Genomic DNA, 21873 nt, shown 5'->3' on the forward strand with positions numbered 1-21873 from the left:
CCAAGGAATTACTTCTCTATCTTAATCTTATATTAAAAGGAACGGACAGTACAAGTAAAAAGTGTAACTTCCGGCAGCAGGCACTTTTTGTTCTGCCGTTGAAGCACCGTTGCCAAGGGCATTGTGCTACAAGGCAATCCTCTCCAATAAAGTGAATCAGACTGCCGATTCATTGCATTAAAAAAGAGATGCACCCATGGCATCTCTGTGTATACATTTTTTTATAGGGCACTTATATTGGCTTTTTTCATTTGTACAGGACCTAATCCACGTGGTAATTCTATGTTTTCACGTGTTTGCGCATTCAAAGCTTCTGCAATATAATCTGCCGCAATATTCGGATCCAAGTTACCGCATGTATAGACATCAATGCTCGCATAGCCGTGTTCTGGAAAACTGTGAATCGTTAAGTGTGATTCAGAAATGATGACAACCCCGCTGACTCCTTGTGGAGCAAATTTGTGAAAGGCAACTTCTCGTACCTCTGCACCTGATTTCAAAGCAGCGTCAACAAAAATCTTTTCAATTAAATCGATATTGTTCAGTTTTTCAAAGTCACAACCCCAAAGTTCAGAAATGACATGTCTACCCATTGTTTCCATAGTGTAAGCTGTTTCCATATTAAGCTTCCCCCTTACCATGATTTAAAAATAAGTTCTGATAACTACCACGGGGGAAAGTTAGTCCAAAGAGGTCCTAACCCTTTAAGTAGCCATCATGCAAACCGTTTTGAAGAAGTTCACGATTCATAGTATATATGGTTTGAATTTTTTTTGCAACTCCAAATTGAATTTTTGGAAAGATAAACTTTATATGTAATGGGGATATAGCGTAGGTTCCAATGTGGAGTAAATTCCGTCTTTTGTTTATTCAGTGCCATACCAGCCGGGATTTGATGGATCACTGCATGAAAAATAGCCTGCTAAAAAATTTTAGCAGGCTCGGGTTTTTACATTTTATTTTACTGATAATTCGACTTCGGACATTTTTTTCAACTCGGAGCCAACCAATTTTACAAGGTCCACTACACGGTTGGAGTAACCCCACTCATTATCATACCAAGCAAGGACCTTCACTTTCCTGTCACCGATCATCATCGTTGTCAATCCATCGATGATTGCAGAGTGTGGATTCGTTTTGAAATCACTGGAAACTAAAGGTTCCATCGTGAATTCCATGATTCCTTTGAGTTCATTTTCTGAAGCATCGATGAAGGCTTGGTTCACTTCTTCAATCGTGACATCACGGTTTAAATCCACAACAAGATCGACTAAAGATACGTTTGGTGTCGGTACGCGTATCGCCATTCCATGAAGCTTGCCTTTTAATTGCGGCAACACTAGTGAGATGGCTTTTGCTGCTCCTGTAGTCGTAGGAATCATGCTTTCCGCAGCGGCACGGGCACGTCTCAAGTCTTTGTGCGGGTTATCGATATTATTTTGATCATTTGTATAAGAATGTATCGTTGTCATTAAACCGTTGTTTATGCCGAATTTTTCATCAAGCACTTTTGCAACAGGTCCAAGGCAGTTCGTTGTACAAGATGCATTGGATATGACGAAATGCTTGTCAATTTCCAGCACCTCCTGATTCACTCCCATTACAATGGTAACGTCTTCATTTTTACCCGGGGCTGATAATATTACTCTTTTTGCTCCTGCGTCTAAATGAAGAGCCGCTTTAGAACGATCATTGAATTTGCCAGTGGCTTCAATTACAATATCTATGTTCATCTCTTTCCAAGGCAATAGCTTTGGATCGCGGTTATTTATTAGTTTTACTTGGCGGCCATTCACTACTAGTGAATCATCTTCAGCTATAATGATACCGTCGAATTTACCATGTATCGTATCATATTTTAGTAAGTGTGCTAAAGTTTCAGCTGGATAGCTTGCATTTATGGCAACAATGTCCAAACTCTCGTCTAATATGGCTTTTCGGAAAACCATTCTTCCAATTCTCCCAAATCCGTTAATCGCTATTCTTGAATTCATTGTTCGGACCCTCCAGAAATATTAGTGTTATACTTATTACCTTTCACATGTAATTAGTATAACATAATTCAGAGGAATTGTGCTAATAAAAATGCGGATTGTTTTATTTTTTCAACATAAAAAGAAGAAACCGGGCGGTTTCTTCTTTTTATCATGATTATATGACATACCATTCGCTAAGTATGGCCTTCACTTGCCGCTTCGTTTCATTAATGTCACCATTATTATCGATGACAGCATCCGCTAAGGCCTTTTTATCGGCCAAGGGCATTTGCGAATTGATCCTGGCAAGTGCCTCCGCCTCCGAAAGACCATTCCTATTCATTAATCGCTTCAATTGTACTTGCTCATCCACATAGATCAAAAGCGTCTTATCCACCATGAATGTCAGCTTGCTTTCGAATAGGAGTGGAATATCCATGAACACCGTTTCTTCTCCTGATGATAGTGCCGCTTCCGTTTTCAGCCGCATCCAATTCCTGACGGCAGGATGCACGATGCCATTCAACAGCAATCTCTTTTCTTGATCATTAAATATGATCGACCCAAGCTTTACGCGATCTATATTCCCATCCGTCAATAAGATATCTTCTCCAAATGCTTTCACAACTTGGTGATAGGCTTCTTCACCTGGCTCAACGACAGCACGGGAAGCCAGATCTGCATCGACAATCGTGAATCCGAGTTCCTGTAAATAGAGGCTGACGGTGCTTTTCCCACTGGCAATGCCTCCGGTGATTCCGATGATTTGTCCCATAAGCTCCCCCTTTTTACCTTATCATAACTTGAATAAACCGATGATGATCAATAATACACCTGGGAGAAAGGTCAAATGCTGAACAACTTTATTATTTGAAAGCAATTTTCCGCTTTGAATTCCGCTCCAAATGAAAATCGAACTCATAACAGCGATGCACCCTGCGAGGATGATCGGTGAAATCCCGATCATAGCCGCTCCAACTCCGGCCCCGAACGCATCCAGCGAAAGTGCAAACCCCAGAACAAGCGCTTCAACGCCTGTTATCGTACCTGATTTATCAAAATCGGCATTCAATGGTTTTTGTAAAATATTAATGACTACCCCAAGTGATTTAATTTCAAAATTAAAGATGATCTTTTCATGATATCTATCATCTTTCAAATCCTTTTCAGGCTTAAAATACTGGTATACCATCCAGGCACCAAGAAAAATGAGGATGATGCCGCCTGTTTTTTCAGCCGCCCCGATAGATATGAGCTGACTGATGAATTGTCCGATGACCATCGCTATACCTAAACTCAATGCAGAACAAAATGAGATGACCGCTATTGACCTTAAGGGGATTTTCATCTTCCGCATACCGAATGTCAAACCGACGCCAAATCCGTCAATACTAACTGCAAAAGCGAGAAAAATAATTTGTAGCCACATCGGAATATTACTCCTTCCCTACTCGTTGCTACCCTAGTATATGGAAGGAGCCCATCCGATGTGTTTGAATAAACATGACCTATTTTAGCGGCTGGCATGACGGGCAAATATGTGTGCCGCGTCCTGCAACAACCAGTTTTTCAAGTGGCGTGCCGCATGTTTTGCAGTTCTCGCCTTTTCTTCCATAAACATTCAGTTCCAACTGAAACATGCCGATTTGCCCTTGGGAATTAATGTATGAACGAATCGTGCTTCCGCCTTTTTCCACAGCTTCACCTAACGTCGCAATGATTTCAGCATGCAACGTTTCGATTTCCTGCAACGAGAGTGAAGATGCCATTCTCTCCGGATGGATACCGGAACGGAATAACGACTCGTCCACATATATATTCCCAATCCCGACGACAACGGTTTGATCAAGGAGAACGGGCTTGATTTTCCTGTTGGTTCTTGCCAACTTCGCACGAAGACCTTCGACAGTAAAATCTTCGGATAACGGTTCAGGCCCTAAGTGTAACAGGGGCAACTGTTCAAATTCTTCCCCTTTGGCAAATAGATGCATCGTTCCGAATTTCCGGACATCCCTGTACCGAAGTTCACTGCCATCAGTGAAAGTGAAGATCACATGGGTATGCTTATCATACGGCTCTTCTTTTGGATGAACGCCGTATTTCCCTTCCATTCTTAAATGCGAAACCAGCGAATAATCATCCAAGGTGAAAATGAGGAACTTGCCCCGACGGCCTATTGCAGAAATCGTCTGCCCCCTTAAGGCATCCTGAAACTGTTCGACAGGCTCAGGCGCTTTAATGATCTTTGGCCAGAAAACGGACACTTCCTTGATCTCTTTTCCGAGTACGAGCTGCTCTAACGTTCTTCTGACTGTTTCCACTTCTGGAAGTTCTGGCATTGCAATCACCTATCTTTTATTATTTGGCATCAAACCATGTTGGCCCGAAAGCATAATCCACTTTAAGGGGCACGTTCAATTCAATGGCATTTTCCATTTCCTCCGGAACGATCACTTTAAGGATTTCGAGTTCCTCAGGAGGGGTTTCAAAAATCAATTCATCATGAACCTGTAGAAGCATTCTCGTTTTGAGCCCCTCCTTTTTCAGGCGTTTATTCATGTTGATCATGGCAAGCTTGATGATATCAGCGGCACTGCCTTGAATCGGCGTGTTCATCGCTGTCCGTTCTGCAAAACTCCTGATGTTGAAATTCCTGCTTGTTATCTCAGGTATATATCGCCTTCTTTGCATCAGAGTCGTGCTATATCCTTTTTGACGGGCCTCATGTATGCTTTCTTCCATATATTCCTGAACACCTGGAAAGCTTCGTAAATACTTCTCGATGAACTCTCCAGCTTCTTTTCTCGTGATTCCAAGACTTTGCGATAGTCCGTAATCACTTATACCATAAACGATTCCGAAGTTGACCGCTTTGGCATGGCGCCTCATGTTCGAGGTGACTTGATCTGCCGATACATGGAATACGTCCATGGCTGTCCTTGTATGGATGTCCATCCCGGCCTGGAATGCTTCCACCAATCCGCTGTCATTGGCGATATGCGCCAGGACACGTAATTCGATCTGGGAGTAGTCGGCAGCAAAAATGATCCAATCCTTTTCGGAAGGAATGAAGGCCTGCCTGATTTTCCTTCCTTCTTCCAGTCTGATCGGGATATTCTGGAGATTGGGATCTGTAGAACTTAACCGGCCGGTCTGGGTCAATGCTTGGTTGAACCGGGTGTGCACCTTGTCCGTTTTGCCATTGACCACTTTAAGCAATCCTTCAATGTAAGTGGATTGCAGCTTACCAAGCTGGCGATACAGCAGTATTTCCTTAACGATATCATGCTTGCTCTCCAGTTTTTCCAGCACATCGGCTGAAGTCGAATAACCTGTTTTGGTTTTCTTCATGACCGGAAGCTCCAACTTTTCAAACAGGATGGCCCCAAGCTGTTTAGGTGAATTGATATTGAACGCCTCTCCAGCCAATTCGAAAATTCGCGCTTCGATATTTCTTAAGCGAATGGCTAATTCCTGTCCCATGTTTTTCAGTCGGCCTATGTCCACCTTGATTCCCTGCCATTCCATATTTGCCAGGATGATCGACAAGGGCAGCTCCAGTTCCGTAAATAGGTGATACTGCTCGAACTCTTGCAGCTTATCTATCATCGGTTCTTTCAGAGAAAAGATCGCCTTCGATTTTCTGGCGATATGCTCCCTCAATTCCGCTTCCTCAGGTATTTTGCGTTTTGCACCTTTTCCATAAAAAACATCATCTGTTTCAAGCCGGATAGTACCTTGGGTTTTCGTGATTTCTGCGACTTCGTCCACTGACTCTGCCGGATCAAGGATATAGGATGCCAAAAACACATCAAAATCGATGCCTTTTATTTCGACTCCCCGATGACGCAGTGCCACGACCGTACGCTTCGCATCGAAAACCGTTTTCTTTTTTGTTTCATCCTCTGCCCAGGATTTAAATGCATCGGAACTCAGAGCATCCTCTCCATTGAAGTAAAAATGACCTTGTTCATTACTGATGGCAATCCCTATTATGTCGGCTCGATGATAATTATCTTCTAAAATTTCAACATACAAGGCACTTTCATCTGCAAACATTCCTTCTGTCATTTCAGCAGTGTGTACCTCTATCTTCTCCTGTTCAAGCGGTGCGCTTTCCGTTACATCCAATTTATCGAGTAAAGTCGAAAAACCAAGCTCCTTATAGAATGAGATGACCCGATCCTGATCCATGCCAGTATACTCGGTCTCGTTAACGGAAACTTCAAGCGGCGCTTCCCTCGTTATCGTAGCCAGCTCTTTGCTTAATAAGGCCAGGTCTTTATGTTCTTCAATTTTCTCTTTCAATTTTTGTCCGCTTACCTCATCAATCGACTGCAGAAGGTTTTCAACCGTTTCAAATTGATGCAATAATTTAAGGGCAGTCTTTTCACCAACACCCGGAATACCGGGGATATTGTCGGAGGCATCTCCCATCAGCCCTTTTAAATCAATGATTTGCAAAGGGGATAGACCGTATTTTTCATGTATATGCTTTGGAGTGTATTCCTCAATTTCAGTAATCCCCTTTTTCGTGATGGAAACTGTCGTACTAGGGGAGGATAATTGCGTTAAGTCCTTATCACCGGAAATGACCTTCACTTCAAAACCATCTTTTTCCGCTTGTAAAGACAGCGTACCGATAATATCATCGGCTTCGTAGTTCTCCAGTTCATACCTTTTTATTTGAAAACAATCAAGCAGCTCCCGAATGAAAGGGAATTGCTCGGATAATTCTGGCGGCGTTTTTTGGCGCCCCCCCTTATATTCTTTAAATGATGCATGCCTGAATGTCGTTTTACCCGCATCGAATGCCACAAGTATGTGCGTTGGCTTTTCTTCTTCAAGAATGCGGTTGAGCATCATGGTGAATCCGTACACGGAATTCGTATGGACCCCCTTATCATTATTCAAGAGCGGAAGCGCAAAAAACGCACGGTATGCAATGCTGTTTCCATCTATGAGCACTAGCTTTTTATCCAAATCCGTCTTCCTCCAGTCATACAGGTTTATGTAGTTATAGCTTCTATATAAAAACGCAAAAAGCCGTTCATTTTCCTTCTCTATTCTACCATGAGTAGAAGCGGAAAGAAAAATGACGGCATCAAGGTTATTTAGTATTTCCCATCAACAAGCTGGCATAAGGGGAATCAGAAGGCAGAACGATGACCGTTTGATCTCCAATCGTTTTCTTGTAGGATTCAAGAGTCCGGTATAGTTTATAGAATTCGGGGTCTTTGGAAAACGATTTATTATAGATTTTCGCTGCTTCCCCTTCCCCTTCTGCCCTGATCACTTCTGCATCAGCCTCCGCAGTAGAAAGCAGTTCCTTCACTTTCCGATCGGTATCCGCAATGATACGGTTTTTCTTCGCATCACCTTTGGACAGGTATTCTTGCGCTTTCGATTCCCGCTCGGAAATCATCCTCTTGAAGACGGATGCTTCGTTTTCGGAAGGCAGGTCAGTCCGCTTGATCCGGACATCCGTCAAGCTGATTCCATAACTGTCCTTTTGCAGCAAATCGTTGACTTTTTCGGTTATGCGGTCGTTTAAACTTCCCCTGGATGACTTCTCATCATTGATGATTTCATCATAATTCAGCTGGCCCAGCTCTGAACGAACTGCCGAATAGATGAACTCTTCCATTTTCGTTTCGGCATTCTCAAGTGTCCTTGCATTTGTAATCAATTTCTTCGGATCTTCTATTCTCCAAACTGCATAGTTATCGATCAGCATCCGTTTTTTATCTTTCGTATTGATTTCCGCTTCGGAAACATCGGAAGTCATCTGATACTTCGGTAAGGTCATGATACTCTGAATGAATGGCACCTTCGCCTTCAATCCCGGAGTCTTATCGATCCTTACCACCTCACCGAATTGGCGGACGACCTTGTATTCGCCCTCTTTGACGATATAGACATTGGTGAAGATGATTAGCAGCAGCGCGATGAAAATAATCAGGAAAATGCCGATTCTCACATAGCCCCTCCAATGAAAATCCCCTTTTTTCAACTCAGAGAAATCTATTATTTTTCCACTCATTGTTTAGTGCCCCCTTCCCCTGTCGCTTTTTCTTCCGATGCATTCCCTTTTTTCGTTTCTTCTTCAGGTATGGCGGCTTCATCAGTGGCAGGAGTTTTTTTCGTTTCCTCCTTTTCAAGCGAGCGAAGCGGCAAGTACTTCATTGTGTTTCCATCATCATTCATAATATAAATCTCAGCATTCGGCAATACTTCCTCAAGGGTCTCAATAATTAGACGGTCCTTCGTAATCCCCTTATTGCCTTTATACTCACTGAGTAATTTTTCAAAGACCGCTACATCCCCGCGGGCAGCTTCCGTACGGGCAGCTTTATCCCCATTGGCCTGTGAAATGATGGCATCTTTTTCCCCTTCCGCTTCATTCATACGCTTATTTTCATATTTATCCGCTTCGTTAATTTTCGTATTCGCCGTTTCACGGGCATCCGTTACATTGGTAAATGCTTTCCGCACTTCTTCATTCGGTAACTCCACGTCCTGGAGTTTAACCGCAGATATGGAAATCCCAACATCATACTTCTCCATTAGCTGTGACAATAAATCGCGTACATCCGCTTCGATTTGCGCTTTACCAGATGTAAGGGCATCATCGATTTTCGTGCTGCCGATTATGCTCCGTAATGCAGCTGAAGTCGTATCGTATAATATTTTTTCTGGATCTTCTGCATTGTATAGATATTTTGGAGGGTCGGTGATTTTCCACTGAACAACTAGGTCTGCCAGCACAATATTTTCATCACCCGTAATCATTTTGGTCTCACTCGGGTAATCCTTCACCTCTCCATCCTCTTCCTTATATCCAAATTTAAGACTGAATGTTTCTTTGGATAATTTCTCGACCGATTGAATCGGCCAAGGCAGTTTAAAGTGAAGTCCTGGTTCCGTTATCGTCTCCTCCACTTTACCAAACGTCATTATGACAGCTTGATCGGATTCATCAACCGTGTACCAGGTCGATATCGCCACTACACCCAAAATTAAAATAAGAAAGACAAGTCCTGTAATTGTATATATCCTTTTTAAGCTAACGATATGTATCACCCCTTCTTTGCAGTTATATCTTATTTACGCAAGAAAGGGCCTAAAGTTTCATAAAAATCAAATATTTTCCCAGAAAAATAGGATAGATGAATGGTATCCGGGGAATATAGCCAAAATTAAAAGACAGAGACCATGTCTCTGCCTAAGGTGTAAGGTTTGTACGATTTGAACGTTGATTGCAACTTAGACGCTATTCCTACAGGAGTTTTGTCTACCTGTTCCAATCATCTTGTTTTAAAATTTTGGTTGAACTACAAAATAATCAAACAGAGACTATGTCTCTGTCAATGTTTAACTCCTTGGATGAGGGGTTGTACAACCATTGTACCCCTGCATTATGAAGTCCGTTTTAAGGAATTGTAAAGGACATGTAAATAAAATGCCCGCTACATTTTCCCTTTTAAGCTTTTATTTAAAGTGACTGTAAAAGTCGTCCCTGTTCCAGGTGTGCTTTCCACGTTGATTTTACCTTTATGGACTTCTATTATATGCTTGACGATTGCCAGTCCAATGCCCGTTCCTCCTGAATCGCGGCTCCTCGCCTTATCGATCCGGTAGAACCGTTCAAAGATCCTTGGCAGTTCTTTTTCTTCGATGCCGATCCCGTTGTCTTGAACTGTAATATCGACGGTCTGTTCATTTTCAATGATGTCAACGGTGACCCTGCCGCCATTTGGTGTATAGGTCAATGCGTTCGTAATCAAATTGATGAAAACCTGTTTGATCCTGTCAGATTCCCCTTCAATGAAAACTGGTTCCGGGGATGTTTTAATTTCAAGGGATACTTCTTTTTCCCTCAGCTTGCCTATAAGCATCTCTTGTATTTCGCCAAGCACTTTCGTAATATCCACGACCCCTGCGTTTAAAACGAATTCCTGCTGCTCCATTTTGGATAAATTCAGCAGCTCCTGAATGAGTTCTTGCAGCCGGTCACTTTCTTTCAAGATAATCGATAAAAAGTGCTTTAAGGTCTTTTCATCTTTTAAGGCTCCATCTAACAATGTTTCAGAGAAGCCTTTAATGGAAGTGATCGGAGTCCTCAATTCATGGGACACATTGGCCACGAAATCCTTCCGCATCTGCTCGAGCCTTTTCAATTCGGTGATATCATGGAAAATGAGGAGGATCCCCTTCCATTCGTCATGATTCCCGATTATTGGAGCGCCGTAAATCTCAAAATGCTTTCGTTCTATGGCAAGCGGTATCTTCACCTGCCGTTTTATCGTTTTTTCCGTTCGAAAGATTTCTTCGATGATGGCTATCACTTCCTGGTCTTTAATGACCGAATAATATTCCTGAAACAAAAACGTGGCGGCGTTCACACGGAAGCTTTTCTTGAATTCCCGGTTGATCAAGGTCGTATACCCTTTACTGTCTATCAGCAAGACCCCGCTACCGATATTCTCAACAAGAGTTTCCAAACGATCCTGATTCATTTCCCTCGCTATCTCTGTTTCCTGAAGATTCCTCGCCAATATGTTCAAGGAAGTTGTCAGCATTCCCGTTTCATCGGAATGCCTCCCGAATGTCCGGGTTCCGTAATTCCCTTTTGCCAGTTCAATGGCTGCCATCGTCGCCTCTTCGATCGGACGGGTATAATATGAAGTGATTTTACTCGCAAGCATCAGGATGATGATCAAGGCAACCCCTAAACAAATGATCAATATTTGCCACATTTGTTTATTCACTTGATGGATGGCCTCTATTTCATTGCTATGGACGACAAAGCCTTCGATCTCGCCGTCCTTTTCAACCGTCTTCCAATAATAATGGAGGTCCGATTCGCCTTCGACCACTTCATACCCTTCCCCATTCTTAAGCCCTTTTTCCAAAGTTATTTTGCGAAGGACATTGGCATGGCTTTTAAGTATTTCATTGGATGATGTCGAATCGTATAATATTTCCCCACTCGTGGAAAGAATGGTTAAATTAGAATCTAAAAGGGGTGTCAGTTTTGCCGTCTTCCCTTTTTCCAAAAAGGACTCGATCCCGCCATGCTCCTTAATATATGTAGAAATGAAAAATGTTTCGTTCTGTATACGCTCATTGAACGTTTTAATATAATAACTTTTGAACAAGTGCCCTAATAAAAAGCCCACGGCCATCAGGACGACCATCACCAATGTGATGAGGGTATATAAGAGCTTTTTACGATAGGTCGTCATTCTTTTTTAGGCTCCTCAAGCTTATACCCCAAGCCCCTTATCGTTTTAATATAGAGTGGTTTTTTTGTATCTTTCTCTATTTTTTCACGAAGATGGCTTATATGGACATCGACGATCCGTGAATCTCCCGCGAAATCATAATTCCATACCGCACTGAGAAGTTGATCCCTGGTCAGCACTCTTCCTTTATTCTTCGCCAAATATAAAAGTAATTCAAATTCCTTTGGAGTCAATTCTAATTGCTGTTCATCAAAGAATGCTTCGTATCGTTCCGGGAACACTTTCAATTCCCCTAATTTCAGGAGACCCTCTTCTTGATCCTGACTTGATTCACTTCCGTTCGATTGCAACTGGGATCTTCTTAAAATGGCTTTAATCCGGGCCACTACCTCCCTGGGACTAAATGGCTTGGTCAAGTAATCATCCGCCCCCAGTTCCAGTCCCAGCACCTTGTCAAATTCATCGTCCTTAGCTGTCAGCATCAAGATCGGTATATTGATTTTTTGCTGGCGAAGCTGCTTACATACTTCAAGCCCGTCCATTTTAGGCAGCATCAAATCCAATACCACTAAATCGGGTCGTATATCCACGGCAGCCTCCAGCCCTTGTTCTCCATCCAAAGCTGTGATCACCGTATAACCTGATTGTTCTAAATTGTACTGAAGTAAGGTAACTATTGATTGCTCATCATCGACTACGAGAATTTTCTTTGACATTAGATCCTCCTGAATTATGTATTACCCAAAAGACCAATTTCTTGGTCTACTCATCCAATTCCATTATAAAGAATATTATATGAAATTTACACATAAAAAAAACGGAAATAAAGTTATTCCTATCTTCAGCAGGTGGATTATACGTTCCAGTGTTCTTTTGAACGGATTAAAAAACTGCCCGGAGTCGGAATAAGGCGCCTTGGCCTTTTCTTCCAATTATCCGGGCAGTCCGATTATGATCTTTTATTGAAGGATTTGCATGACTGCTTTAACTGATTCAACAGATTTTGAAAGTGCCGCTTTTTCGCCTTCAGTCAAATCAAGTTCGATGATTTGTTCAATGCCGTTTGCACCAAGTACAGTCGGCACGCCAAGGTAGATGCCTTCAAATCCGTATTCACCTTCGAGGTAGGCGATTGACGGAAGAACGCGACGTTGATCTTTAAGGATCGCTTCAGCCATTTCCACCAGGGATGCAGCCGGTGCATAATAGGCGCTTCCGTTTCCTAGAAGGTTTACGATTTCCCCGCCGCCAGTGCGGGTACGAGCCACTATTGCTTCTAAACGATCTTGAGGGATCAATTTTTCCAAAGGTATTCCGCCTGCATAAGAGTAACGCACTAGAGGAACCATATCGTCTCCGTGTCCGCCAAGTACGAATCCAGTTACATCTTTAACGGATAAGTTTAATTCTTGAGCCACGAAAGTGCGGAAACGAGCTGTATCAAGAACACCTGATTGTCCGATAACGCGTTCTTTAGGGAAACCGGATTCTTTGTATACAGTATAAGTCATTGCATCTACAGGGTTAGTCAAAACGATGATTGTTGTATTAGGGGAATATTTAACGACTTCTTTAGTTACTGATTTCATAACTTTTTGGTTAGTTTGAACTAAGTCGTCACGGCTCATGCCGGGCTTACGGGCAATTCCGGCAGTGATGATCACCACGTCGGAATCAGCAGTTTCTACATAGTCGGATGTACCGATGATGTTAGCATCGAAACCTAGAACAGGTCCTGCTTCCGCCATATCAAGGGCTTTACCTTTTGTAGGGTTTTCAGCTTGCGGAATATCAACTAAAACGATATCACCAAGCTCTTTTTGAGCTGCCAGGAATGCTGCTGTAGCACCAGTGAATCCAGCACCTACAACTGTGATTTTTTTACGTTTAGACATGTTATTTCCTCCTTAAAATATATAAATACTTTTGGAATACTTTTAACATCCTCTGAAAATATATATAAGCCTCCTGGAAAAGCAGCCCGTTCAGGCACTTTTCCAGAAAGCATATAATGAATTATTTAAGGTTTTTGATAAGCTCGTCAGCGAACTCAGAACATTTAACTTCCGTTGCACCATCCATTAGGCGGGCAAAGTCGTATGTAACAACTTTAGAAGCGATTGTTTGTTCCACTGATTTAGTGATGCTGTTTGCAGCTTCGTTCCAACCAAGGTGCTCAAGTAAAAGAACGCCTGAAAGAAGAACTGAAGATGGGTTAACTTTATCAAGACCAGCATATTTAGGAGCCGTTCCGTGAGTTGCTTCGAAGATGGCATGTCCAGTTTCGTAGTTGATGTTTGCTCCTGGAGCGATACCGATTCCGCCAACTTGTGCAGCTAATGCATCAGAAATGTAATCTCCGTTCAAGTTCATTGTTGCAACAACATCAAACTCTTTAGGACGAGTCAGGATTTGTTGTAAGAAGATATCGGCAATGGAATCTTTAACGATGATTTTGCCTTCAGCTTCAGCAGCAGATTGTGCTTTGTTAGCAGCTTCAGTGCCTTCAGCATCTTTAATTTTGTCATATTGGTTCCATGTGAACACTTTATCGGCGAATTCTTGTTCAGCAACTTCATAACCCCAAGTTTTGAATGCACCTTCAGTGAATTTCATGATGTTACCTTTATGAACAAGCGTTAATGATTTACGGCCTTCTTTGATCGCATAGTTAAGTGCAGCGCGAACAAGACGTTTTGTACCTTCTTCAGAAATCGGTTTAATTCCGATACCTGAAGTTTCAGGGAAACGAATTTTTTGAACACCGAATTCATTTTGAAGGAATTCGATTAATTTCTTAGCTTCGTCAGAACCTTTTGCATATTCGATACCAGCATAGATGTCTTCAGTGTTTTCACGGAAGATGACCATGTCAGTGTCTTCTGGACGTTTAACTGGTGAAGGTACACCATCAAAGTAACGTACTGGACGAAGACATACGAATAAGTCCAATACTTGACGCAATGCAACGTTCAATGAGCGGATACCGCCACCGATTGGAGTTGTAAGAGGTCCTTTAATAGCGATTAGATATTCGTTAATGACATCAAGAGTTTCTTGTGGAAGCCATTCGCCCGTTTGGTCAAATGCTTTTTGTCCAGCTAAAACTTCTTTCCATTCGATTTTCTTTTCGCCATTGTAAGCTTTTTCAACTGCTGCGTCTAAAACGCGGGATGCTGCAGCCCAGATATCAGGACCGATTCCGTCTCCCTCAATATAAGGAACGATTGGGTTGTTTGGTACGTTAAGAACACCGTTAGTAACTGTGATTTTTTGGCTTTGTGTCATGTCTCTTACCTCCGATTCAAATTCAAAGGTTAGATGGCCTGCCATTAAATAAAGCAGAACCACTAACCTTTTTTACTCACATCTATTAATTTACTACAAATTCGATGAAATAAAAAATGATTTTCGAAAAAACTTTTAATTAGCGGTTTTCAATCGGTACATATTTTTGCATACCTGGTCCAACATACTCTGCACGCGGACGGATAAGGCGGTTGTTTGAATATTGCTCAAGGATATGAGCGATCCAGCCTGAAGCACGGCTTACAGCAAAGATTGGTGTAAATAGGTCATGCTCGATGCCTAAACTGTGGTATACGGAAGCAGAATAGAAATCCACGTTCGGCGGAAGATTCTTTTGACCGGTTACGATTTCATGAATTTTGATGGACATATCATAATATTGAGGTTGCCCAGTAAGTTCAGTCAGTTTTTGTGACATTTCTTTAAGGTGTTTAGCACGAGGATCACCTTTACGGTATACACGGTGGCCAAAGCCCATGATTTTTTCTTTATTGGCTAATTTTTCGTTGATATATGGCTCAACGTTATCAACTGAACCAATTTCCGTAAGCATTTTCATGACTTGTTCGTTAGCTCCGCCGTGAAGTGGGCCTTTTAAAGCGCCGATGGCAGCAGTTACACCAGAATAGATATCAGCTAATGTAGCCACACAAACGCGTGCAGTGAATGTAGAAGCGTTTAATTCATGGTCAGCATGAAGAACCAATGCTTTGTTGAATGCTTCTTCTTCTATTGCCGTTGGTTCATTACCGCTTAACATATATAAGAAGTTAGCAGCAAAGCTTAAATCTGTACGTGGAGCAACAGCTTCTTTCCCTTGACGGACGCGAGCGAAAGTTGTTACCAATGTAGGGATTTTTGCTTGGATGCGGATTGCTTTACGATAGTTAGCTTCGTCACTCATTACATCTGCTTCTTCATCATAAAGACCAAGAAGGGATACTGCGGTGCGAAGAGCTCCCATTGGATGTACTTTATCAATTGGGTATGTTTTGAAGTGATTAACCACTTCAGCTGGAATTTCAGCATTTTCAGCAAGTTGTTTAGTTAATTCTTCTAGTTGGCTTTTGTTCGGAAGAGCTCCGTGCCATAAAAGATAGATTACTTCCTCGAATGTTGCGTTCGTAGCCAAATCATCGATGTCATAACCTACATACGTTAATGTGTCATCGATAATGGAGCTTACTGATGAAGTTGTTGCTACCACACCTTCAAGACCTTTTGTTGCTGTCATACTAAATCTCTCCTTTTCCTAGATATTCCCCTATGCCCTTGCTATTAGCGTATAAATGTAGCGCTTCCAAGAAATTAGCTATTGTAAACAACCATCTATTTTTTAGCAGAAGACATACATCTTGTATTGGAAGCGTTCACAGAATATGACCCCAACAATAGTAAAATGTACGATAATCTTTAATAAGAAATTCTAAAAATAATGCTTGTAGCTATTCCTAGTGAGCGCTTGCTCAATAACTACATCTTTTTTTAAGATTCCTCAAAAATATCAATGATATTCTGAATCCCAATTTTAATAAATCAGAGCAGTTACATGATTATTATAAACAATAAACACTTTTTTGGGAATGAAAAGCACTTAAAATGTGAAAAAATTATTATTTTATTAGAAAAATTAGCTCCATATTCTCTTGCTTTATTCATGCGTTTAAAATCGTTTTTTTCAAAAAAAATGTCCCAAAGCAGAATAAACGAAACATTAAATAGAAAATTTATATTTCCAGTACTGACGGGCTTTTCTCCCCTTAGCCTCTCGCTTCATTTAAAAAAATTAAAGATCTGCATGCTTAAATAAGCAATTCCTGCCCCGATTAACGGTCCGACAGCCACACCTTTGAATAAGGCGACCGCAAGAATCGTCCCAAATACAAGAGCGGTGGTAATGTGCGGATCATGCGACAGCAGTGTAATCCCATTTTTTGCTATGAGTGCAACGGCTATACCGGATGCAAGTGCAATCCAGGCATAAGGGGATTTTATCGCGTCTCCTAGTTCCTTGAAACCAATCGCCCCGTTTGCTATGGGAATGAGTACGGAGATCGTGATGATCGTGACACCCAGGTTGATTCCTTTCGCTTCCAGGTATGGAAACACTTTAGCGTCAAGGCCAATCAGTTTCATGCTTAAAAGAAAACCCGCGGCCATGATCAGTGAGGTATTTTTCCCAAACCAACCGATTGCAGCAAGCAGAATTAAAAATACGACAGGACCGTTGATCATTATCCCTTCACCTTCTTCCTTCTGTTTTTTGTTATTTTAACATAACAAACTCCCTTGTTCATGAGAGAAAAATGATTTAAGGAACGATGCATCTGCAGAAAAAATTCAAAACGAAAGATGAAAGAATCTTTCCTTTCTTTTCCATCATCGTTACAATTATAATACAAACTTAATGGTTGAAGGAGGATATGACTTGAATCCGGTATATATGTATCGTTTCATTCGTTCTTTACTGGTCGTCGGAGGGATAATATTAGGTGGAATTGCCTTGTTTTATTTATCTAAATATACATATCCATTCATCATTGCCATGATCATCGCTTTCTTGATGAATCCCCTGGTCATTTTTTTCGAAAGGAAAGGGCGGCTGCCACGGGGGTTGGCTGTATTCGTTTCCCTTTTACTCATTTTCCTTTTATTTGCGGGTCTTATCACCTTACTGGTCACCGAGATCATTTCAGGGACCAATTACCTTGCCGGAGTCATCCCGAAACACATTGAAACCATCGTGGATTATATAGAAACATACATCGCTACCTCCGTCATTCCTTTATATAATCAAATAGCTGCCATGTTCAATAATTTGGATACCGAACAGCAAGACACAATCCTCAAGAATATCCAAAATATCGGTGAATCCATCACGACGGGAGTAAGCGGCTTCATTCAAGCCTTCTTGAAGAACATCCCCACAATCATCGGATGGTTTCCAACTACAGCAACGGCACTCCTTTTTACTTTGCTTGGCACATTCTTCATCAGCAAAGATTGGGATACCTTCGGCCGCATGACCGGAAAAGTGTTGCCTGATAAGATTTTTGCGGGAGCAAAGCGTTTATTCAGGGATTTAAAACGGGCTTTATTCGGGTTCATCCGGGCACAATTCACTCTTGTTTCATTGACGACTGTCACGATTTTAATCGGATTTCTCATTTTAGGGGTGAATTATTCAATTACCATTGCCCTGATATGCGGACTGGTCGATATCATTCCCTATTTGGGGACAGGTACGATTTTCATTCCTTGGATCATCTTTGAATTCATTGCCGGGAATACAAGTCTCGCAATCGGTTTGTCCGTCCTTTACATAATCGTCGTTGTCCAGCGTCAGCTAATAGAGCCAAAAGTACTTTCATCCAGTATTGGTTTGGATCCGCTTGCCACTCTCATCGCCTTGTTCATCGGATTCAAATTGATCGGTTTCCTAGGTTTGATTGCAGGCCCTGTCGTACTTGTCATATTCAATACACTTCAGCGTGCCAATGTCTTCAAGGCCATATGGACTTTCATCATCGGGGATACAAAGAAAACCACTTAAGGTAATCCAGACATCCATTAGCATTCACTCTTTTCCACTTAAAAATCCGCCTCGGGTACAAGGCGGATTTTTGGTTTTAAACTAGAATTATTTCGACGTCTCGAATTGTTCTGTTTCAGTAGAACCTGCAAGTGCTGTTGTGGATGATGTTCCACCAGAAACGACTTGTGCCACTTCATCAAAGTAACCCGTTCCCACTTCACGCTGATGGCGTGTTGCTGTATAGCCATCCGGCTCACTAGCGAATTCCGCTTGTTGAAGCTCAGAGTATGCAGCCATGCCGCGTTCTTTATAACCAAGAGCAAGGTTGAACATGCTATGATTCAATGAATGGAAGCCTGCAAGTGTAACGAATTGGAATTTATAACCCAATTTACCCAATTCCACTTGATAATTGGCAATCTCTTCATCACTTAATTTCGCTTTCCAGTTAAATGATGGGGAACAATTGTAAGCAAGCAATTTACCTGGGAACTCTGCATGGATGGCCTCGGCAAAGCGGCGAGCATCCGCTAGATTAGGTTCAGAAGTCTCACACCAGATAAGGTCGGCATATGGCGCATAAGCAAGGCCTCTTGCAATTGCTTGGTCAAGACCTGCATTCGTGCGGTAGAATCCTTCTGGAGTCCTTTCACCAGTGATGAATGGTGCATCGACCGGATCAATATCATCCGTGATCAAATCTGCAGCATCAGCATCCGTACGGGCAATCAAGATGGTCGGTGTACCCATTACATCTGCTGCCAATCGGGCGGAAACTAAATTACGTACTGCCGTTTGGGTAGGAAGAAGGACTTTACCGCCTAGGTGACCGCATTTTTTCTCGGAAGAAAGCTGGTCTTCGAAGTGAACGCCAGCCGCTCCAGCTTCGATCATGCCTTTCATTAATTCAAAGACGTTAAGGGAACCGCCAAAACCTGCTTCAGCATCCGCCACGATTGGAGCGAACCAATCGATATCATTTTTCCCTTCAGCAAAGCTGATTTGGTCTGCACGCTGAAGTGTCTGATTAATGCGTTTAACGACTTGCGGCACGGAATTGGCTGGATATAAACTTTGGTCAGGGTACATTTGCCCTGCGATGTTAGCATCTGCCGCCACTTGCCAGCCGCTTAAGTAGATTGCTTTTAAACCAGCTTTCACCTGCTGCATGGCTTGGTTACCGGTCAATGCTCCTAATGCATTGATGAAATCCTCTGTTTTTAATAGATTCCATAGTTTTTCGGAACCGCGGCGTGCCAATGTTTGTTCAATATCGATGGAACCTCTCAGTTTAATGACTTCCTCGGCCGTATAAGGACGTTTAATACCAGTCCACCGTGAGTCATTTTCCCAGCTTTGTTGTAATTTTTGCGCTCTCTCATTCATCATCATTATTTCCTCCTAAAATCATATCATATTTTTTTGAATATTAAGATAATTTTCCGTATGCCGCGTTAGTTAAGAAATCTGCAAAGTCATCCGCTTCAATCAATTGTTCAAATAGTTTAGTAGACTCTTCAAACTTTCCTGATTTGAAAGTTTCTTCCCCTACTTCCGATTTAATGACCGCCAATTCTTCTTCTTTGATTTGATGGAATAATTCCTCGGTTATTTTCCTGCCATCTTCGAGAATGCCTTTTGGATGACGGATCCATTGCCAGACTTGAGCCCTTGAAATTTCAGCGGTTGCAGCATCTTCCATTAAGTTATTGATAGGTGCCGCACCTCTGCCGCTTAACCATGAGGCGATATATTGGATGCCTACATTAATATTCGTCCTTAAGCCTGCCTCTGTGATCGTTCCTTCCGGTACAGCCAGCAACTCCTGTGCCGTTACATGGACATCTTCCCGTTTCCGGAAAATTTGATTCGGTTTTGGGACGAGCAGGTCAAAAACCTCTTTTGCCGTGCTTACCATACCTGGGTGGGCAACCCATGTTCCATCATGACCGTCTCTTGCTTCGCGTTCTTTATCTGCCTTAACTTTCGCAAAAGCCTCATCGTTCTTAACCGGGTCATTTTTAACGGGAATTTGTGCGGCCATCCCGCCAATTGCAGGAGCATTACGGCTGTGACATGTTTTGATCGCCAGTAAGGAATACGCCCTCATGTTCGGGACGGTCATCGTGACCTGCTGCCGATCTGGGAAAATGACATCATCCGAGTTACGGAATTTTTTCAGGAAACTAAAGATATAATCCCAGCGGCCACAGTTCAGGCCTGCCGAATGTTCTTTCAGCTCGTACAGAATTTCGTCCATTTCGAATGCAGCAAGAATTGTTTCTATCAAGACCGTTGCCTTGATGGTTCCTTGAGGGATTCTCAAATCGTTCTGTGCATATACGAATATTTCATTCCATAATCTTGCTTCGAGATGGCTTTCCATTTTCGGTAAGTAAAAGTATGGACCGCTTTGTTTTTCGATCAATGCTTTTGCGTTGTGGTAAAAGTACAGTCCAAAGTCAAAAATGCTGGCTGATATAGGCTGTCCATCCAAAAGGACATGTTTTTCCTCCAAATGCCAGCCGCGTGGCCTTACCTTTAGCACAGCTGTTCTTTCATTTAATTCATACACTTTGCCATTTGGATTTTTAAATGAAATGGTTCCGCGGATTGCATCGCGCAGATTCAATTGGCCATCGATGCAATTCTCCCAAGTGGGTGAATTGGCATCTTCAAAGTCCGCCATGAATACATTGGCACCTGAGTTCATGGCATTTATGATCATTTTACGATCAACAGGTCCAGTGATTTCAACCCTGCGATCCTGCAAATCATTCGGGAGGGGCGCAATCGTCCAATCACTTTCACGAATATGCTTCGTTTCTTCAAGGAAATCAGGAAGCATGCCTTGATTCAGTTCTTCCTGAACGCTTTTCCGCCGTTCTAGAAGTTCTGCCCTTCTTCCACTGAAATGCCGTTCCATTCTTTCGATGAATTGAAGAGCTTCCGCTGTAAGTATTTGTTCATATCCTGGCTTAATGTTGCCTGTAATCTGTAAGCCTTTTGCTTCCGTAATCATGTTGCCTCTCCACACCCTTTCCAACTCTTTTTATGTTATAATACAGATGTTTTATTTCCTGTTTGTATTATATAACACGTTGTATAAATTTGTCACCAGTTTTTTCTAAAAAATCTAAAAAAAGATTTTTTAGCATGGAAAAGCCTTATTTACCAATGTTTCCAAGAGTTAATCATTTAACAATCCTGTTATGATACACATTTCATTCTCGTGGATATCATCATTCAATGGTGAAACAGGGAGCCATTTGTAAAGCAAAAAAGCACCCCATAAAAAACCGGGATGTTGTTGCGGACCTTTTTCAAAGACCAAAAAGGCTGCCTAAAAGCTTACGCCTTTAGACAGCCTTATATTATTTATGCCGAATGATGGTAACTTTCCCTTTATTCATCCTGTTCATGATAAACCGGATAACAATCGGTTTGAGGAGATTCCGGGTTGGCGGAAACACAAGGATCAATCCCATGATATCCGAGATGAGCCCAGGGGACAGCAACAGTGCAGCTCCGATAAAGATACAGATTCCATCAATGATTTCATTTCCTGGCATCATTCCGTAACGAATCTGTTCCTGTGCCTTTTTCCACGTCTCCATCCCTTGCCGTTTAGCCAAATAAGCTCCGATCAAACCTGTGGCTACAATCAGGAACAGCGTTGGCCAAAAACCAATCAGATTACCTGACAGCAAAAGGACAATAATTTCAACGACCGGCATCGCAATGATAAACATTAAAAAGTATTTCATCTTCATTCCTCCTGCACAGCCCATTTCTGGTGCGGTAC

18 protein-coding genes are annotated in these 21873 nt (G+C 42.1%); 1 reads left to right on the plus strand and 17 read right to left on the minus strand.

Features of this window, described 5'->3' with window-relative positions; all coding sequences use genetic code 11:
- Positions 1-221: 221 nt before the first annotated feature.
- From speD to ACJ9PY_RS19275, 14 genes are all read right to left on the minus strand, one after another.
- Positions 222-602 carry an adenosylmethionine decarboxylase gene (gene speD / locus ACJ9PY_RS19210; protein ID WP_034311443.1) on the minus strand — a complete coding sequence of 127 codons (381 nt, stop codon included), beginning with the start codon at positions 600-602 and terminating at the stop codon, positions 222-224.
- Between the two features lie 354 nt (positions 603-956).
- A complete protein-coding gene (locus ACJ9PY_RS19215) occupies positions 957-1994 on the minus strand; it encodes a glyceraldehyde-3-phosphate dehydrogenase (protein WP_057276696.1) in 1038 nt (345 codons plus the stop codon).
- A 157-nt stretch (positions 1995-2151) separates the two neighbouring features.
- Positions 2152-2751: a dephospho-CoA kinase gene (gene coaE, locus ACJ9PY_RS19220; protein WP_063575506.1), complete on the minus strand. Its 600-nt coding sequence runs from the start codon at positions 2749-2751 to the stop codon at positions 2152-2154.
- A 21-nt stretch (positions 2752-2772) separates the two neighbouring features.
- Complete coding sequence (gene ytaF, locus ACJ9PY_RS19225) at positions 2773-3405, minus strand: sporulation membrane protein YtaF (protein WP_034309090.1); 633 nt, start codon at positions 3403-3405, stop codon at positions 2773-2775.
- Positions 3406-3484: 79 nt separating this feature from the next.
- On the minus strand, positions 3485-4315 hold the full coding sequence (gene mutM, locus ACJ9PY_RS19230; RefSeq protein ID WP_063575505.1) for a DNA-formamidopyrimidine glycosylase: 831 nt from the start codon (positions 4313-4315) through the stop codon (positions 3485-3487).
- 19 nt (positions 4316-4334) lie between these two features.
- A complete protein-coding gene (polA, locus tag ACJ9PY_RS19235) occupies positions 4335-6959 on the minus strand; it encodes a DNA polymerase I (protein WP_063575504.1) in 2625 nt (874 codons plus the stop codon).
- 127 nt (positions 6960-7086) lie between these two features.
- Positions 7087-8019 (minus strand): protease modulator HflC, encoded by a 933-nt coding sequence (gene hflC, locus ACJ9PY_RS19240; RefSeq protein WP_034309097.1) that lies wholly within the window; start codon positions 8017-8019, stop codon positions 7087-7089.
- A complete protein-coding gene (gene hflK, locus ACJ9PY_RS19245) occupies positions 8016-9050 on the minus strand; it encodes an FtsH protease activity modulator HflK (RefSeq protein WP_057277068.1) in 1035 nt (344 codons plus the stop codon). Before hflK ends, hflC begins: the two co-directional genes overlap by 4 nt.
- A 395-nt stretch (positions 9051-9445) precedes the next feature.
- The gene (pnpS, locus tag ACJ9PY_RS19250) at positions 9446-11224 is read right to left on the minus strand and encodes a two-component system histidine kinase PnpS (RefSeq protein WP_057276701.1); all 1779 of its coding nucleotides are present in this window, start codon (positions 11222-11224) and stop codon (positions 9446-9448) included.
- Positions 11221-11940 (minus strand): response regulator transcription factor, encoded by a 720-nt coding sequence (locus ACJ9PY_RS19255; RefSeq protein ID WP_057276702.1) that lies wholly within the window; start codon positions 11938-11940, stop codon positions 11221-11223. The genes pnpS and ACJ9PY_RS19255 overlap by 4 nt, the downstream gene beginning before the upstream one ends.
- Before the next feature lie 243 nt (positions 11941-12183).
- Complete coding sequence (gene mdh, locus ACJ9PY_RS19260) at positions 12184-13119, minus strand: malate dehydrogenase (protein ID WP_411738761.1); 936 nt, start codon at positions 13117-13119, stop codon at positions 12184-12186.
- Between the two features lie 121 nt (positions 13120-13240).
- Positions 13241-14557 (minus strand): NADP-dependent isocitrate dehydrogenase, encoded by a 1317-nt coding sequence (gene icd, locus ACJ9PY_RS19265; RefSeq protein ID WP_255256669.1) that lies wholly within the window; start codon positions 14555-14557, stop codon positions 13241-13243.
- A gap of 94 nt (positions 14558-14651) precedes the next feature.
- The gene (gene citZ, locus ACJ9PY_RS19270) at positions 14652-15767 is read right to left on the minus strand and encodes a citrate synthase (protein ID WP_411738762.1); all 1116 of its coding nucleotides are present in this window, start codon (positions 15765-15767) and stop codon (positions 14652-14654) included.
- Positions 15768-16306: 539 nt separating this feature from the next.
- The gene (locus ACJ9PY_RS19275; RefSeq protein ID WP_063575500.1) at positions 16307-16768 is read right to left on the minus strand and encodes a DUF441 domain-containing protein; all 462 of its coding nucleotides are present in this window, start codon (positions 16766-16768) and stop codon (positions 16307-16309) included.
- Positions 16769-16961: 193 nt separating this feature from the next.
- Here ACJ9PY_RS19275 and ytvI point away from each other — a divergent pair, with 193 nt between their 5' ends.
- Positions 16962-18086, plus strand: a complete 1125-nt coding sequence (ytvI, locus tag ACJ9PY_RS19280) for a sporulation integral membrane protein YtvI (protein ID WP_411738763.1) — start codon at positions 16962-16964, stop codon at positions 18084-18086.
- A gap of 87 nt (positions 18087-18173) precedes the next feature.
- On the opposite strand, the gene aceA is transcribed toward ytvI, so the two are convergent.
- The 3 genes from aceA to ACJ9PY_RS19295 all read right to left on the minus strand — a co-directional run bounded on the left by aceA (position 18174) and on the right by ACJ9PY_RS19295 (position 21835).
- Positions 18174-19457, minus strand: a complete 1284-nt coding sequence (aceA, locus tag ACJ9PY_RS19285) for an isocitrate lyase (protein ID WP_034309118.1) — start codon at positions 19455-19457, stop codon at positions 18174-18176.
- 40 nt (positions 19458-19497) lie between these two features.
- Positions 19498-21090, minus strand: a complete 1593-nt coding sequence (aceB, locus tag ACJ9PY_RS19290; RefSeq protein ID WP_411738764.1) for a malate synthase A — start codon at positions 21088-21090, stop codon at positions 19498-19500.
- A 352-nt stretch (positions 21091-21442) separates the two neighbouring features.
- Positions 21443-21835: an FxsA family protein gene (locus tag ACJ9PY_RS19295; protein ID WP_034309123.1), complete on the minus strand. Its 393-nt coding sequence runs from the start codon at positions 21833-21835 to the stop codon at positions 21443-21445.
- Positions 21836-21873: the final 38 nt, after the last annotated feature.

The sequence above is a fragment of the Peribacillus sp. S4 genome (assembly GCF_046715815.1).
Taxonomy (GTDB): Bacteria; Bacillota; Bacilli; order Bacillales; family DSM-1321; genus Peribacillus; species Peribacillus frigoritolerans.

Bases quoted from the DNA above. Each gene is read 5' to 3' on its own strand.
- ytaF (WP_034309090.1), bottom strand. From the start codon at position 3,405: ATGTGGCTACAAATTATTTTTCTCGCTTTTGCAGTTAGTATTGACGGA.
- ACJ9PY_RS19295 (WP_034309123.1), bottom strand. From the start codon at position 21,835: ATGAAATACTTTTTAATGTTTATCATTGCGATGCCGGTCGTTGAAATT.
- coaE (WP_063575506.1), bottom strand. From the start codon at position 2,751: ATGGGACAAATCATCGGAATCACCGGAGGCATTGCCAGTGGGAAAAGC.
- mutM (WP_063575505.1), bottom strand. From the start codon at position 4,315: ATGCCAGAACTTCCAGAAGTGGAAACAGTCAGAAGAACGTTAGAGCAG.
- mdh (WP_411738761.1), bottom strand. From the start codon at position 13,119: ATGTCTAAACGTAAAAAAATCACAGTTGTAGGTGCTGGATTCACTGGT.
- ACJ9PY_RS19275 (WP_063575500.1), bottom strand. From the start codon at position 16,768: ATGATCAACGGTCCTGTCGTATTTTTAATTCTGCTTGCTGCAATCGGT.
- aceA (WP_034309118.1), bottom strand. From the start codon at position 19,457: ATGATGAATGAGAGAGCGCAAAAATTACAACAAAGCTGGGAAAATGAC.
- speD (WP_034311443.1), bottom strand. From the start codon at position 602: ATGGAAACAATGGGTAGACATGTCATTTCTGAACTTTGGGGTTGTGAC.
- ACJ9PY_RS19215 (WP_057276696.1), bottom strand. From the start codon at position 1,994: ATGAATTCAAGAATAGCGATTAACGGATTTGGGAGAATTGGAAGAATG.
- pnpS (WP_057276701.1), bottom strand. From the start codon at position 11,224: ATGACGACCTATCGTAAAAAGCTCTTATATACCCTCATCACATTGGTG.
- citZ (WP_411738762.1), bottom strand. From the start codon at position 15,767: ATGACAGCAACAAAAGGTCTTGAAGGTGTGGTAGCAACAACTTCATCA.
- ACJ9PY_RS19255 (WP_057276702.1), bottom strand. From the start codon at position 11,940: ATGTCAAAGAAAATTCTCGTAGTCGATGATGAGCAATCAATAGTTACC.
- aceB (WP_411738764.1), bottom strand. From the start codon at position 21,090: ATGATTACGGAAGCAAAAGGCTTACAGATTACAGGCAACATTAAGCCA.
- hflC (WP_034309097.1), bottom strand. From the start codon at position 8,019: ATGAGTGGAAAAATAATAGATTTCTCTGAGTTGAAAAAAGGGGATTTT.
- icd (WP_255256669.1), bottom strand. From the start codon at position 14,557: ATGGCAGGCCATCTAACCTTTGAATTTGAATCGGAGGTAAGAGACATG.